We start from the raw sequence: 13,658 nt of genomic DNA on the forward strand, positions 1-13,658 counted from the left end.
TGACATTGACGCTAGTGTCAACCCGCTAGAAGCGCGTTCGAAAGGGATGCACGATGCATATCAATGAAGCCGCGAAAGAACTGGGCATAAGCGCAAGAACCCTGCGCCACTACGAGGTGCAAGGTCTTCTGCATCCCGCCCGCGACCAGAACCGCTATCGCCGCTACGCAGCCGCCGACCTGCGCCGGGCAAGCGCGTTCGCGACATGATCGCGACCGGCTATTCAACGCGGGAGATCCTCGCCATTGTGCCCTGCCTGGAAGACGCCAACAGCGGTCCCTGCGAAGGGGCCGTGGCCGGGCTGGAACACAAGCTCCAGCAGATCGACAAGCTTCTGACGGAACTCGGCGAACGGCGAAAGGCGGTCGTCGAGCGGCTGACATCATTGAAGGCATCCCTTGCTGACCAAAGCAAAGCGAGCGACCTTCACAATGAAAGCCATTCAACCTCTGTGTCTCTTCCTCATCGCGTTTCTGCTGGGCGCGGACGAGTTCCTGCTGGGGCCGATTCTAACGCCCATCGGTGACGATCTCGGCGTGATGCCCGAGCGCATCACGCTTTTCATCACCGCCTATTCCCTTCCCCTGGCGCTTTGGCGCCGTTTTTCGGCTTCCTGTCCGACCGGCACGGCACGGCAGGCTGGCGGTCCTCCTTCCGGCAACGGCCATGTTTGCCGCCGCCTCCATTCTCACGGGGCTGGTGAGCAGCCTCGAATGGGGAATCGCCACTCGCATCCTGACCGGGATCGCCGGCGCCGGCATGCTGCCTATCGCCTTCGCGGTGGCCGGCACGTTCGTTGCCGTGCAAGGCGCCGTGTTGCTGTTCATCGCGATCTTGGTATTGGCCAAGCCGCGTCGTGCGCCGGCAGAACAAATGCCCTGAACGGAAAAGCCTCGCGTGGCGCTCTTACCGACGCCACGCGAGGCACCTTAGGTGACGGGGCGGGCTGAAGCCCCTCGAGGGACAGCACGAAGAGCGTGCCGAGCGGCTCACGACTGGCCGATCTTGTCGATGTCGTAGGGTGTGGTCTGATAGACCTGATTGATCCAGTTGCCGAACAGCAGATGGGCGTGCGAGCGCCAGCGGTTGAGGGGCCGGCGGGCCGGATCGTTTTCGGGGAAGTATTCGTGCGGCACCTCGACCGGCGCGCCGGCGGCTCTGTCGCGCTCATACTCTTCCTTGAGCGAGGTGGAGTCATATTCGATGTGGTTGAGCATGTAGAGCCGGTTGCCGGTCGCCTCCGTGAACAGACAGGGGCCAGTCGCCTCCGATTCCATCAGCACCTTGAGGCCTGAATCAGCGGGAATGTCCTCGGTGCGAATCTCCGTCCAGCGCGAGACCGGAATGGCGAAATCGTCCGAGAAGCCGGCAAGATAGGGCGAGGCAGGCTCGTTGTTACGATGACGGAAGACGCCGAAGGCCTTCTTCTCCAACGTGTGTGTCGGAATCCCGTGGAAATGCCGGGCAGCCGCCATGGCGCCCCAGCAGATGAAAAATGAGGAATGGACGTTGGTGGTCGTCCACTCGAAGATTCGCGTCAGTTCCTCCCAGTAGGTCACTTCCTCGAATGGTAGAAGCTCCACGGGCGCACCGGTGATGATAAACCCGTCGAACTTCCGGTCCGCCACCTCTTCCCACGTCTGGTAGAAGGCGATGAGGTGATCCTCGGAGGTATTCTTGGCCTTGTGACTGCCGACGCGCACCAGCGTCAGCTCTACCTGAAGAGGCGTGGTGCCGATCAGACGGGCGATCTGCGTCTCCGTGCGGCTCTTGTTCGGCATAAGGTTCAGGAGCCCGATCTGCATCGGCCGGATATCCTGACGCATCGCCGTCCGCTCGTCCATGACGGACACACCCTCGCGCACGAGAACATCACGGGCGGGAAGCTGATCGGGAATCTTTATCGGCATGACGGAAGGCTCCAAAAACAAAAAACCGGCTGCGAAATCGCGGCCGGCTCAGAAGACTTTCATCTCGCGGCCTTTTAGCGACTTCTTTTACGTGGCTGCAAGCCGACCGGCCAAATCACCACGGTATCAACGGTTCCCTTATTTAAGCGTCCTGACCCTTTGCGTCAACGCGGTTGATGGGCTAGAGCATCGGACCGCAACGAAGGAAGCCGACAATGAGCGCGATTGAACGCCCGCAGCCGAAAACTGGAGTGATGGATATTGCCGCCTATGTTCCCGGTCGGGAGACCGCGCCGGGTGCCGCCAAGGTCTGGAAGCTCTCCTCCAACGAGACGCCACTTGGCCCCTCGCCGGCCGCTCTCGACGCAATGGAGGCCGCCCGCGCTCATCTGGAGCACTATCCGGACGGCGCCGCCACCAAGCTGCGCGAGGCGATCGCGGAAGTGCACGGCCTTAACCCGTCGAACATCCTGTGCTCCAACGGCTCCGACGAGGCGCTCGGTCTCCTGGCGCAGACTTATCTGGCGCGGGGCGACGAGGCGATTTTCACCGAGCACGGCTTTCTGGTCTACCGCATCCAGACACTCGCCGCCGGCGCAACGCCCGTGGTCGTGAAAGAAAAAGACGAGCGCGCGGACGTCGACGCGATCCTGGCCGCCGTGAGCGAGCGGACAAAGATGGTGTTTCTGGCCAATCCGAACAATCCGACGGGGACCTATCTGCCCGTCGACGAAGTCCGCCGGCTCCAGGCCGGGCTACCAAAGCACGTGCTCCTTGTTCTCGACGCGGCGTATGCCGAATATGTGCGCCGTAACGACTACGAGGCCGGAATCGAGCTTGTTTCCCCCTCCGACAACGTGGTCATGGCGCGCACCTTTTCCAAGATCTACGGGCTCGCGGGACTGCGCATCGGCTGGATGTATGCGCCCGCCCACGTGATCGAGGCGGTGAACCGCGTGCGCGGGCCGTTCAACGTCAACGCGCTCGCCGTGGCCGCCGGCGCAGCGGCGATTCGCGACCGCGCCCATGTGGAACAGGCCGCGAGCTTCAACGAGACCTGGCGCGTCTGGCTCTCGAAGGAACTGACCAAAATCGGTCTGCGCGTGACGCCCAGCATCGGCAATTTCGTGCTGATCCATTTTCCGGACAACGGCGGCAAGACAGCCGAGAAGGCCGATGATTTCCTCTTATCGCGGGGCTTCGTCTTGCGCCGCGTCACCGCCTACGGCTTTCCGAATGCGCTGCGCATGAGCGTGGGGCTCGAGGAAGCCAATCGTGGCGTTGTCGCGGCCCTTTCCGAATTCATGAGTAACTGAATCCGTGCCCAAACCTCTCTTTGAAAAGATCGCCCTCGTCGGCATCGGCCTGATCGGCTCCTCGCTTGCGCGCGTCATCCGCCGCGAAACCCTTGCCCGCACCGTCGCGATCACCACGCGGCGTGCGGAAACGCTGGCCCGCGCACGCACGCTCGGCCTGGGCGACAGCTATTACGACGATGCCGCGGAGGCGGTGACCGACGCCGATCTCGTCATCGTCTCCGTGCCGGTCGGCGCATCCGAAGCCGTCGCCGCCGAAATCGCCGGCGCGCTCAAGCCGGGCGCAATCGTGACGGATGTCGGCTCCACGAAGGGGTCGGTGATCGGGCAAATGGCGCCGCACATGCCGAGCCATGTCCACTTCATTCCCGGTCATCCTATCGCGGGAACGGAGCACTCCGGCCCTGACGCGGGCTTTGCCGATCTTTTCGAGGGGCGGTGGTGCATTCTGACGCCACTTGCCGAAACGGACGAGGACGCGCTCGCGAAACTGACCCGCTTTTGGGAGCGCTGCGGCTCGCGTGTCGACACGATGGATCCCGAGCATCACGATATGGTGCTCGCCATCGTCTCACACCTGCCGCACATCATCGCCTACAACATCGTCGGCACGGCCGACGACTTGGAAACGGTCACCAAATCCGAGGTCATCAAATATTCGGCCTCGGGTTTTCGCGATTTTACACGGCTGGCCGCGTCCGATCCGACCATGTGGCGCGACGTGTGCTTGCACAATCGCGACGCCATCCTGGAAATGCTGGCACGGTTTTCCGAAGACCTCTCGGCCTTGCAGCGCGCGGTACGCTGGGGCGACGGTGAAAAACTGTTCGATCTTTTCACCCGCACGCGCGCCGTCCGCCGCTCGATCATCGAGGCCGGCCAGGAAATCGACGTACCGGATTTCGGCCGCCATGTCCTGAGCCATCCGGAAAAACAGGAGCACTGATTCCGCGGCGGGCTGCTCCCTCCCCTCGGAAGGAGGGGAGGCGCGCGTCATCGCCGCCACGCCCGGCTTTTTCACCGTCTGGCCATTCAAAGATCGGGAAACGGGGCGCGTGGTCCGTGCCTCTCTATTAATTTAAGTGGCGCGTTCCACGCGCCCCGCCGGCCGCTGTCCCGCGGTTGGCCGGTCACTCGGGCTTCTCTCTCCTTCCCGGCTGCACCCAATTAGGGGGTGGTCTTGGCCGGGCCGAAGAAGAAGCCCTAGCGGCTTCTCCGCGGCTGCCCGGCACCGTCTCTCACCCGGTGCCCGGTTTTTCCGGCGATGCTGTCTGTCACCCAGCACCCCGGCGCCGCCGGCCTGTTGCGGGCCCTCACATGCCTCCAGGTACCGGATCCCTGCAGGGGGAGGCTGCCGCCGCCCTCCCTGATCCCCGGTCCGGACCCGGTTCCCGTGAGGGCGATGCATGCAGAATAAGAGCGGCTGAGCGGGCGGGGATAAAATTCCCAGAGAAAAGAAAACGGCCTGCTGACACCTGCTGACAAGTGGTTGGGCGTCTAGGTGAGTTGGCAGGCGAGAAATAAGTCTGAGAGGCTGCACGTTCACCCCCGCGAGGTGGTGGTGTTCCAGAAGCCTACTCACGCGCGCCAGAGGCATCGCTTCAGATTGCCGGGATCTGCCCCAGCGGAATGAAGCCGAGGAAGACGCGGCCGCGGACGATCTTGAGCTGTATTGGCGTGTTATCAAGATTGCCCAAAACAGTGGCAGCACTCGCGATCTGGCCGCGCGCTTCGGGAACGGCATCCGCGAGAATGCGCGCCACGGTGGCCGCATCGGTGAAACGGATTGTCAATTCCGCATCGATCAACCCGCTTTCGTCGACGGAGACCGGACCCGACAGGCTGACCTCCGTCTCCTCGCCGACAACCCCCACGACCATCTCCTCGATTACCGCCGACTGGTCTCGTGGAGCGAGCGCGCCGGTTTCAAGCAGCGCGACACCGTTTTCGACAATCGCCTGCGCCCGTCCCTCGAGCGCGGGAACCGTCGCAATCTCCGGGTTGAAAAGGAACTCTCGGAAGCTGATCGCGAGGTCTGCATCCGCCCCCCGCTGACGGACGTGAAGCTGCAATGATTCGACTTCGCCGAGTCCACGGTCACGATTATCACTGACGACAACTCCCTCGCCTTCGACGGAAATCTGCTCCGGGAAGGGATCGGAAAGCCGCGTGCTTGCCTGCAGGTTTTTCCATTGAGCCTTGAATGGGTGGAAGACGGGAAGGGTGATATCCGCCGGATCAGTGAACTCGCTGAAGACCGTGAAGGGCTGATAGACATTTGCAAGCGAGCGCATTGCGCCGGCACGCACCGACAACCCCTTGCCGGAGTTCTCGTAGAACACACTGCGGCAGGCGATCCCGATCCGGAACGGATAGCCTTGCGCCTGCGCTTCCTCGCAGTGCGCACGCACGCCATTGCCGTTGAGATCCTCGACCGCGGCGGCGGCACGCTGCTCCAGCGCCTGCGCCAGATAATACCACGTGAGAGTGTATGCCAGCACGAGGATGGTGATCCCCGCCGCCAGCCACAAGATACGGCGGGTAAACCGCGATCCGTTCCGGGTGCTTGACGCCATGTGGTCCTCCCGCTACGCGCATTGGCTCCGTCGGGCAAATGCACTGGTTTGTGAGAAATGGACAATTTTTGGGTCTTTGGCTATGGCTCGCTGATGTGGCGACCCGGTTTTGCCCATGTTGAAACGCGAAAGGCGCGCGTTTTCGGCTATCGCAGAGCGCTTTGCGTGCACTCCCATGTGCATCGCGGTACACCGGACCGCCCCGGCCTCGTGCTGGGACTCGACAGAGGCGGCTCTTGCCTGGGCCTGGCCTTCTCCGTGCCGGCTGAACTTTCGGACGAGGTCACCGCCTATCTGCGCGAGCGAGAGCTGGTGACTCACGTCTACAAGGAGCGGCGTGTGCCGGTCCGGCTGGATGATGGGACCATGGTTGAGGCCTTGACCTATGTCGTCGACCGTTCCCACCAGCAATATGCCGGAAGCCTGGATGCCGAACATGCAGCACAGCGCATCTCCGGCGCCATCGGCCAGTCCGGACCGAACGAGGACTACGTCCTCAATACGGTCGAGCACCTGAAAGCGCTCGGCATCCGCGACCACTGGCTGGAAGCGGTGGCGGCGCAGATCGTGTAAGCGGCAGGTCAGTTCGTCACCGCCTCGTCGTAAGTTTTGACGCCAAGCTCAGCAAGCCTGCGTCTGGCCGTGTCGGGCAAAGGCGGCGGATTGGGACCAGTCGCCGCATCGATCAAAAGCTCGTCGCAGGCTGCTTCCGTCTCGCTTATGAGGCGTTTCTGGAAAATCTCCTTGGGCAGGCCCGGCTCGATAGGCGGCAGGAAGTGCGCGCGGATCGTGCCCGGATGGCGCAGGAATTTGCGTCGCGGCCAGTAAAGCCCCGCCACATGCGCAATCGGCACGACGGGCACGTTCAGCTGCGTGTAAAGCTCGACGATTCCATATTTATAGGCCGGCTCCGCGCCGGGCGGGCGGCGTGTTCCCTCAGGGTAGATAATGAGCTGCCGGCCATCCCTCATGAGCTCGCGGCTGCGATTCACCGCCTGCCTGAGCGCCTTTGAGCGGCTGCCTCGATCAATTGGCACCATGCGCATCTTCGCGACATACCAGCCGAATAGCGGTATCCACATCAACTCACGCTTGAGAATGTAGAGCGCGTCGGGAATCCACGGCAGGAAGGCGATCGTGTCCCAGAGAGACTGATGTTTTGGGGCGATTATGCACGGCCCCTCGGGCAGATTTTCCAGCCCGGTGACCTCCGCCCGAGTGCCGGCCAGAACGCTGTGAAGCCAAAGGCTTGAAGAGGCCCAAACTTTTGGAACGAACCATGCCCGCTTACGCGGGAGGAGAAAATAGAGCGGCGTCCAGAGGATCATCTGGAGGATGAGATTGGCGTAAAAAGCCGTGTTGAAAGCCAGAGAGCGGATAACGAGCATGGTGTTCCGGTTCGAAGCGTATGGGCGCATCGCTTCGTCGTTACCCGATGCGGGGCTTCAGGCAAAGACTTGATGAGAAGGAAGAAGGTATTACCCTTTGGCGACCGCGGCAGAGGTGAGCGTTTCAGGCGCTTCCTTCATCGGCAGGAGGTGGCGCGCGACGGCCGCGAGATACTTTGTGTACTCGGTGAAAAGAACGCGCACCGCGTCGGGATCGGACAGCCATGCGCTGTCATGCAGAGGTGCATTGACGACCGGATAGGGCTGCAACCCGGCATTGGGCAGGATGCGCCGCATTTCGAGAAGCGTGCGCGGAATATGATAGTTGTTGGTTACCACGATGATGCTGGCGTATGTGTTGGCGCTGACCCATTTGGCGCTTTCCTGCGCATTGCCGATCGTGTCGAGCGCGACCCGATCGATATCCACACAGCAACTGAAGAGGCTCTGGTCGCTCCCTGTTGCCAGGAGAAGGTCGTCCCGCCGGGCCACCGGATTTACACCGCTGATGAGCAGCCGTTTGCCTTTGCCTGCCTTGAGCAGGTCGAGACCGACATCCATGCGCGATTGCCCGCCGGTCAGCACCACGATTCCATCCGCCGGTTGCAGCAATGACGGCGCGCTGAGCTGCGCCACGTGATTGGCAAAGGCGAAGAACCCAGCGAGATAAGCCCCTACCACCAGAACGGCCGCGAAAACGCCGGCGCGCAAGCTCCAGCCTGACGGAAAGAAACGAGCTGTTCTAAGGCTCGTGGTCGTGGTGGTTGCGTTACTGCTCATCAAACCCTTTGGTTAATATGCAATCGCGATTATGAACAGACGTAAACCGACGATCTATGCACAAACTGTTGCATTCCGATGCACTGGCGTGAAGCCTGGCCTCGCAGAGTCCACCTAATTCTCGATCCGCTTCAGGTGATTCGTAACAGTAAAGTGCGATGTCGCGGCTGTCAGCACCGCAACGATGATCACCACGAGAAACACCCCGAGATACCCCGAGAGACCGATCGAGAAATTGCCGAAAAGAGCGGCGGCCTGGTCACCCTCCGGCGTGGCGACGTTGCGCGATGACCACCAGGAAAAGAGCACGAACACGATGACGGCCGCAATTCCGCCGACCGTTGCCCCGCGTGCTCCGGCCAGAAGGAAATGCCGTCGGAACTCACGCGCGATGAAGTGCGCCTCCGCGCCGACGAAATGCAGGACCTCGATCACATGCCCGTTGCCGGCCATGGCGCCGCGCGTGGCGAAGATCACCGTCAGGCCGGTTGCCGAAAGCATCAGCGCCAGAACGCCCACTCCGATGGTCACCGTGGTGTTGGCCATGGCCACCAGCCGGTCGACCCAGGTGCGATGATCGTCGAGCACGGCATTGGGTACCTCCTCGCCCAGTTCGGCCCGCATGGCCGCGAAATCGGGCCGCTCCGCCGGATCGATCGTGACGACGACGAGCCGGGGCACCGGCAGCGCATCGATATCGAGACCGGCGCCCAGCCAGGGCTCGAGCAACCGGGCCGTCGCCTCACGGCCCACGATCGTTGCGCTGCGCACGCCGCTATAGCCGACCGCGATGCGCCGGGCATCGGCCAGTGCCGCTTCCATATCCAGGCCGTCTGCCGGTTTGATCTGAATGGTGGCTTCACGCGCGATTTGCGTCTGCCATGTAGCGGCGGTGTCGCGCACCAGCGTAACCGCGCCGAGCGTCAGGCATGAGAGAAAGGTCATGATGGCGATGACAAGGATCATTGCCCGCCCGGCAATGCTGTCGGGCGGCACGATCGGCTTTTGCCCGCGGACCGAAACACGCGCCGCGCGGCGGCGGAGCTTTGCGCCGAAACTCCTGGCCAGCCCTGCGCTAGTCATAGATTTCCAGCCTCCCGCCCGACAGGACCATGCGCCGCGCATCCACCTGGTCCATCAGGCCGATGTCATGGGTCGCGATCACGACAGCCGTCCCCATGCGGTTGAGCTCGATGAAAAGGCGCAGAAGCCTGCGCGCAAGCTGTGGATCCACGTTACCGGTCGGCTCGTCCGCCAAGAGGACGCTCGGCTGCTCCACCAGCGCGCGGGCAATCGCCGCACGCTGTTTTTCACCGCCTGAAAGCACGGGCGGCAGCACATGCATTCGCTCGCCGAGCCCGACCCACTTGAGAAGCTCGACGACATCGTTTCGGTATGTGGCCTCTTCCCGTCCGCGCACGCGCAGGGGCAGCGCAACATTCTCATAGGTCGTCAGGTGGTCGAGCAGCCGGAAATCCTGAAACACGACCCCAATGCGGCGGCGCAGGAGCGGCAATTCGTCCTGCGTGATCCGCGAACGGTCCTTTCCAAAGACGGTGATAAGGCCGCGCGTTGGCTTCAGCGACATGAAAAGAAGGCGAAGCAGCGTCGTCTTGCCCGTGCCGGAAGGACCGCTCAGAAACTGAAAAGACTGCTCCGGCAGGGAAAAGGACACGTCGCGGAGCACCTCCGGTCCCATTCCATAACGAAGTCCAACATTTTCAAAGCGGATCACGATTTGACGACCTGCGTGCAAGAAATCCAGGAGCAAACGACTGACACGCGCTCCACGAGCGCTGACACGACCTTTGGAGGCGATGGTTAATGCGTCGTTAACATGGGAACTGCAGCGACAAAATGGACAAGCATCAACCAACCTCGTTTTATCTTGGGTCAGTCTCGCGGAAAATGGTGGCTTTCCGATGTCGCATTTGCCGGCGAGCGGCTTCGGGCGGGATCAAAAACCGATTGCCCCGTGCGGAGCGAGCCTCGGTGCACTATTTTCTGGGGACAACGGACCCCTCGCGCGATAGAGGCAAGCCCCGCACCTTCTTTACGCTTTGCGCGGCTTCTAAGGATAAGTGCATCCGTGCGGATTTAATGAAACCAGGAGCTTATCGAGCAATGCCAGTCGTTCGCGGAAAGGAAATCGAGGTCCTCTACTCCGCCTCCGCCATTGCACAGCGGAACCTGGAACTGGCCAAGGAGATTGCCGCACGCGATTACCGCGACCTTCTGGTCGTCTCCATTCTCAAGGGCTCCTTCATCTTCGCAGCCGACCTTATCCGCGCGATGCACGACGCGGGCATTTCGCCCGAGGTGGAGTTCATGATGGTCTCCAGCTACGGCGCCGGGACGGTGAGCGGCGACGTGAAAGTGCTGCGCGACATCGACAATGACGTAAACGGCCGCGACATCCTGTTGATCGATGACATTCTCGAGTCGGGCAAGACGCTGAAATTCACCCGCGATTTGATGCTTTCCCGCGGGGCGAACTCGGTCTCCGTCGCCGTTCTGCTCGACAAACACTCGCGCCGCCAGGCGAGCGTCGAGGCTGACCACGTCGGGTTCGAATGTCCCGACTATTTCGTTGTCGGCTACGGTATGGATGTCGCCCACGCGTTCCGCGAATTGCCTTTTGTCGGCGTGGTCAAAGGCGACGCATAATTGTTCCCGTATTCAGCGAACCGTAACATTTGATGATGAGAATGGCCCCATGGCTAAACTCCTGATCGTCGAAGATGACCTTTCGGTCCGTTCATTCACCGCCCGCGCGCTGGCAGCCGCCGGCCACGCGGTCGAGACCGCGGAGGACGGGCTCGAGGGGCTTGAGAAAATAAAGGAAGCCGAGGGCGGCTACGACCTCGTGCTATCGGATATCCGCATGCCGGCCATGGACGGCATCGACATGGCGCGTGAGGCGGCAAGCGCCTATCCCGCGCTGCGGCTTCTCCTCATGACCGGCTTCGCCGATCAACGCGAGCGCGCGGCCGAAATGGAAGGAACGGTTTCCGGCGTGGTTAACAAGCCGTTTACACTGGCCGAAATCCGGCAACGAATCGGCGAGGTCCTCGCAGCCTGATATTAGCGCCACTCACTGCATATCGAGCAGGCGCTCGAGATATTGTCGTTCCACCTCGGGACTTAGCGCATCGCCGAGGCGGCGCCGGATGGCGTCCAGGATTTCACGCGCACGCTGTGTGTCCAATTCATCGGGAACGTCGACCGAATCTCCGAAGTCCGGCCCGGTAGACGAACGCGGCCGGCCGAGCGGATCGCGCCCGAAACCGTCTTGGCGCGCGCCTTGCTGGCCCTCACCCTGCTGACCGCGCATGGCCTGCTGCATCTGGTTCATCATATCCTGCGCGCCGCGCCGCAATGCCTCGAGCGCCCGACCCTGCTCACCGACGGCCCGGTCGCCCTCGCCCTCTCCAAGCGCGCCCTCGGCCTGACCCATGGCCTCGCCGGCTTCGCCGAAACCTTCGCCCGGGCTGATGCCGAAATTCTCCAGATTCTCCGCCAAGCCCTCGAGTTGCTGCTGCAGATCACCCTGGCCTTGCTGCAACTCCTGCAGGGCCTCCGCCAGCTCCTGCGGCGACATGCCCTGACCATTCTGCCCCTGGCCGGATTGTCCCTGGCCAGGCTGCTGTCCCGGCTGCCCCTGTTGCCCCTGCTGCTGGCCTTGTTGCCCGTTTTGGCCTTGCTCTCCCTGGTCCAGCCGGAAGGTCTCGTTCATCAGCTCCTGTTGCCGGCGCATGATGTTTCCAAGCTCATCCATCTGCTGGCGCATCTGTGACTGCTCGCCACCCTGTCCCTGCTGGGGACGGGCAGCCTGCAGATTGTTCATCATGTTTTCCAACTGAGAGAGGAGATCCTGCGCCTCCTCGCGAGCACCGGAACGGGCGAGATCTTCAAGGCGATCGAGCATTTCCTCGAGATCGCTTGAGTTCATCATCTCGCCGTCGGGGCTCTCCGCGAAATCCTGGTTCTGCATCGCGCGTTCGGCAAACTCGCGCAGGAACTCCTGCATGGCCGCACGGAGCTCATCCATAAGACGCTGAATTTCTTCCTCCGTAGCGCCTTCCTCGAGCGCCTGCCGTAACGCTTCCCTCGCTTGGCTCAAGCGCTGTTCGGCATCGCTCATGGCGCCCTCTTCAATCATGAGCGCGATTTCCCAAAGATCGTCGACGACACCACGCAAAGCATCGTCCGACTGTGCCATGGCGAGCCGCGCACGCGCCGAAGAAAGAAGGAGATAATGGGTCGTATTGTCGAACGTCTCTTCCGGCCACAGGAGGATGGCATTCATCAGATCGACCACCCGGTCCTGCTGACGGGCATCGAGCGCCAACTCCCGCCGCTGCTCGATCACAGCGCGGGCGAGCGGATTTGTGAACATCCGCTGAGGAAGCTCAAGAATCTTCGTCCCGCTTTCAGCAGTCTGGCCGGCCGCATCCGTGGCAGAAAGGGTCAATCCGATCTCCGCACCCGCCCACGGATGCTCGGAAAGGTCACGCGTGGTCTTCGAGGCGCCATTCTCACTATCCCGGCGGGGCAGAGAAAGCGGCATCTCGGGAGCCTCGTAAAGCGGCCGAGCATCAGGCGCGGGGTCGGCCAAGGCGAAATGCGCTTCCGCACCCTCAACACCATAGTCGTCCTCGATCTCGTAGGACAGTTCCAGAGCCCCGTTCGTAGCGCGCGCCGGCTCCTCCGAAAACCGGATCTGCGGCGGCATATCGGGGGTGACCATGAATTGCCAGTCGCCGATCTCATGTCCGTCGTTCGAGAGCCTGACAATGCCGTCTGCCGACAGCACATGCGCAAAGCGTTGGGCACCGCCAGCCGCGGCCTCGGATTCAGAACCCTCCTCCGGCGCGATCGCGTGCTCATCGCCTTCCACGTCGATGAAGCTGAGCGTTTCCGCTCCCGAACCGCTACTGACACGCACCGCCATCGTGCTGTTTTGCGGTACCGTGAAGGCCTGTCGTGTTCGATTGGAATCGGCCGTCAGGAATATCGGTGCACGGCCGGTATAGGCGGGTGGCGTCACCCAGGCGTCGATGCGTGCCGGCGCCGCCTCCTCGCCCGCAGGCGGTTGAAAGGCATCGAGGATCCGGCCGCCATAAGGGCCGGTGGAGTAAGCCAGCGCTGTGACAAGGAGCAGTGCGGCAAAAGCCCGGAAGCCCCAGGGGTCGCGTTGCGGCACCCGCGTTTGAGGCAGGTCCCCGTGAAGACGCGAGAGACGCTCCGACATGCGTTTCTGGTGTTCGCGCCAGAGCGCACTCGCAAAACTGCTATCGGCCCCCGCCGCCAGCCTGTCTGACTGGACGGATACCGGGGCGTGTTCCAGCCGGTTCGTGACTTCGATGCGCCGGTCGATTTCCGCTGGATGCGGCATGCGGAAATGCCTGAGCGGCCACAGGCTGGCAAGAGCCGATGCGCCGAGAAGCCCCAGAAGCCCGAGGCGGCCCCAGTCGGGCAGAACGCGGAAGACGCCCAGCCAGGCAAAGCTGAGGAACAGGCTTACGATAATGACGAGGGGAAGGACCAGCGGCCACAGACGCTCCACCACCATGGCAACGCGCACCACCGCGCGCGTTCGCCCGAGAGCGGCGATAGGCCCCTGCATCAATCGAGTCCTGAGACGATTTTCCGCCATTGCGTTCCCAAAACGAGCTTACGCGCTGT

The 13,658-nt window shown here is 62.3% G+C and carries 15 protein-coding genes and 1 riboswitch; of the genes, 8 read left to right on the top strand and 7 right to left on the bottom strand.

Annotated features, from left to right (window positions below; genetic code table 11):
* Positions 1-53: 53 nt before the first annotated feature.
* The 3 genes from LY631_RS00225 (at position 54) to LY631_RS00235 (ending at position 882) form a co-directional block, all read left to right on the top strand.
* A complete protein-coding gene (locus LY631_RS00225) occupies positions 54-209 on the top strand; it encodes a MerR family transcriptional regulator (protein WP_274423103.1) in 156 nt (51 codons plus the stop codon).
* On the top strand, positions 206-526 hold the full coding sequence (locus tag LY631_RS00230; protein ID WP_274423104.1) for a hypothetical protein: 321 nt from the start codon (positions 206-208) through the stop codon (positions 524-526). Before LY631_RS00225 ends, LY631_RS00230 begins: the two co-directional genes overlap by 4 nt.
* 140 nt (positions 527-666) lie before the next feature.
* Positions 667-882, top strand: coding sequence for a hypothetical protein (locus LY631_RS00235; protein ID WP_274423105.1), 216 nt, complete (start codon positions 667-669; stop codon positions 880-882).
* Positions 883-989: 107 nt separating this feature from the next.
* Here LY631_RS00235 and metA read toward each other — a convergent pair whose 3' ends face one another.
* Positions 990-1,910, bottom strand: a complete 921-nt coding sequence (metA, locus tag LY631_RS00240) for a homoserine O-acetyltransferase MetA (RefSeq protein ID WP_274423106.1) — start codon at positions 1,908-1,910, stop codon at positions 990-992.
* Between the two features lie 54 nt (positions 1,911-1,964).
* Positions 1,965-2,042: riboswitch (SAM riboswitch) on the bottom strand.
* Positions 2,043-2,125: 83 nt separating this feature from the next.
* Between metA and hisC the strand changes: the two genes are divergently transcribed.
* Complete coding sequence (gene hisC, locus LY631_RS00245) at positions 2,126-3,226, top strand: histidinol-phosphate transaminase (protein WP_274423107.1); 1,101 nt, start codon at positions 2,126-2,128, stop codon at positions 3,224-3,226.
* 4 nt (positions 3,227-3,230) lie between these two features.
* Positions 3,231-4,172, top strand: a complete 942-nt coding sequence (locus LY631_RS00250) for a prephenate/arogenate dehydrogenase family protein (protein WP_274423108.1) — start codon at positions 3,231-3,233, stop codon at positions 4,170-4,172.
* Positions 4,173-4,827: 655 nt separating this feature from the next.
* On the opposite strand, the gene LY631_RS00255 is transcribed toward LY631_RS00250, so the two are convergent.
* On the bottom strand, positions 4,828-5,802 hold the full coding sequence (locus tag LY631_RS00255; RefSeq protein ID WP_274423109.1) for a DUF2125 domain-containing protein: 975 nt from the start codon (positions 5,800-5,802) through the stop codon (positions 4,828-4,830).
* 57 nt (positions 5,803-5,859) lie between these two features.
* Here LY631_RS00255 and LY631_RS00260 point away from each other — a divergent pair, with 57 nt between their 5' ends.
* Entirely contained in the window at positions 5,860-6,375 is a 516-nt protein-coding gene (locus LY631_RS00260; protein ID WP_274423110.1) for a gamma-glutamylcyclotransferase, read from the top strand.
* An 8-nt stretch (positions 6,376-6,383) separates the two neighbouring features.
* Here the strand turns inward: LY631_RS00260 and LY631_RS00265 are convergent, their stop codons facing one another.
* From LY631_RS00265 to ftsE, 4 genes are all read right to left on the bottom strand, one after another.
* Positions 6,384-7,190 (bottom strand): lysophospholipid acyltransferase family protein, encoded by an 807-nt coding sequence (locus LY631_RS00265; RefSeq protein WP_274423111.1) that lies wholly within the window; start codon positions 7,188-7,190, stop codon positions 6,384-6,386.
* A 90-nt stretch (positions 7,191-7,280) separates the two neighbouring features.
* Positions 7,281-7,970 (bottom strand): YdcF family protein, encoded by a 690-nt coding sequence (locus tag LY631_RS00270; RefSeq protein WP_274423112.1) that lies wholly within the window; start codon positions 7,968-7,970, stop codon positions 7,281-7,283.
* Between the two features lie 114 nt (positions 7,971-8,084).
* Positions 8,085-9,053: a cell division protein FtsX gene (locus LY631_RS00275; RefSeq protein ID WP_274423113.1), complete on the bottom strand. Its 969-nt coding sequence runs from the start codon at positions 9,051-9,053 to the stop codon at positions 8,085-8,087.
* On the bottom strand, positions 9,046-9,705 hold the full coding sequence (gene ftsE / locus LY631_RS00280) for a cell division ATP-binding protein FtsE (RefSeq protein ID WP_274423114.1): 660 nt from the start codon (positions 9,703-9,705) through the stop codon (positions 9,046-9,048). The genes LY631_RS00275 and ftsE overlap by 8 nt, the downstream gene beginning before the upstream one ends.
* A gap of 389 nt (positions 9,706-10,094) precedes the next feature.
* On the opposite strand from ftsE, the gene hpt reads away from it, so the two are divergent.
* Both hpt and LY631_RS00290 read left to right on the top strand, forming a co-directional pair.
* Positions 10,095-10,637: a hypoxanthine phosphoribosyltransferase gene (hpt, locus tag LY631_RS00285; protein ID WP_274423115.1), complete on the top strand. Its 543-nt coding sequence runs from the start codon at positions 10,095-10,097 to the stop codon at positions 10,635-10,637.
* A gap of 49 nt (positions 10,638-10,686) precedes the next feature.
* Positions 10,687-11,052 carry a response regulator gene (locus LY631_RS00290; RefSeq protein ID WP_274423116.1) on the top strand — a complete coding sequence of 122 codons (366 nt, stop codon included), beginning with the start codon at positions 10,687-10,689 and terminating at the stop codon, positions 11,050-11,052.
* A gap of 12 nt (positions 11,053-11,064) precedes the next feature.
* On the opposite strand, the gene LY631_RS00295 is transcribed toward LY631_RS00290, so the two are convergent.
* A complete protein-coding gene (locus LY631_RS00295) occupies positions 11,065-13,629 on the bottom strand; it encodes a TIGR02302 family protein (protein WP_445082810.1) in 2,565 nt (854 codons plus the stop codon).
* Positions 13,630-13,658 lie beyond the last annotated feature (29 nt).

This window comes from Chelativorans sp. YIM 93263 (assembly GCF_028767125.1).
Classification (GTDB): Bacteria; Pseudomonadota; Alphaproteobacteria; order Rhizobiales; family Rhizobiaceae; genus Chelativorans.

Excerpts from the sequence above, each read along its gene's own strand:
- LY631_RS00225 (WP_274423103.1), top strand. The coding sequence starts at position 54 with ATGCATATCAATGAAGCCGCGAAAGAACTGGGCATAAGCGCAAGAACC.
- LY631_RS00230 (WP_274423104.1), top strand. The coding sequence starts at position 206 with ATGATCGCGACCGGCTATTCAACGCGGGAGATCCTCGCCATTGTGCCC.
- LY631_RS00235 (WP_274423105.1), top strand. The coding sequence starts at position 667 with ATGTTTGCCGCCGCCTCCATTCTCACGGGGCTGGTGAGCAGCCTCGAA.
- metA (WP_274423106.1), bottom strand. The coding sequence starts at position 1,910 with ATGCCGATAAAGATTCCCGATCAGCTTCCCGCCCGTGATGTTCTCGTG.
- hisC (WP_274423107.1), top strand. The coding sequence starts at position 2,126 with ATGAGCGCGATTGAACGCCCGCAGCCGAAAACTGGAGTGATGGATATT.
- LY631_RS00255 (WP_274423109.1), bottom strand. The coding sequence starts at position 5,802 with ATGGCGTCAAGCACCCGGAACGGATCGCGGTTTACCCGCCGTATCTTG.
- LY631_RS00260 (WP_274423110.1), top strand. The coding sequence starts at position 5,860 with ATGGACAATTTTTGGGTCTTTGGCTATGGCTCGCTGATGTGGCGACCC.
- LY631_RS00265 (WP_274423111.1), bottom strand. The coding sequence starts at position 7,190 with ATGCTCGTTATCCGCTCTCTGGCTTTCAACACGGCTTTTTACGCCAAT.
- LY631_RS00270 (WP_274423112.1), bottom strand. The coding sequence starts at position 7,970 with ATGAGCAGTAACGCAACCACCACGACCACGAGCCTTAGAACAGCTCGT.
- LY631_RS00275 (WP_274423113.1), bottom strand. The coding sequence starts at position 9,053 with ATGACTAGCGCAGGGCTGGCCAGGAGTTTCGGCGCAAAGCTCCGCCGC.
- hpt (WP_274423115.1), top strand. The coding sequence starts at position 10,095 with ATGCCAGTCGTTCGCGGAAAGGAAATCGAGGTCCTCTACTCCGCCTCC.
- LY631_RS00290 (WP_274423116.1), top strand. The coding sequence starts at position 10,687 with ATGGCTAAACTCCTGATCGTCGAAGATGACCTTTCGGTCCGTTCATTC.
- LY631_RS00295 (WP_445082810.1), bottom strand. The coding sequence starts at position 13,629 with ATGGCGGAAAATCGTCTCAGGACTCGATTGATGCAGGGGCCTATCGCC.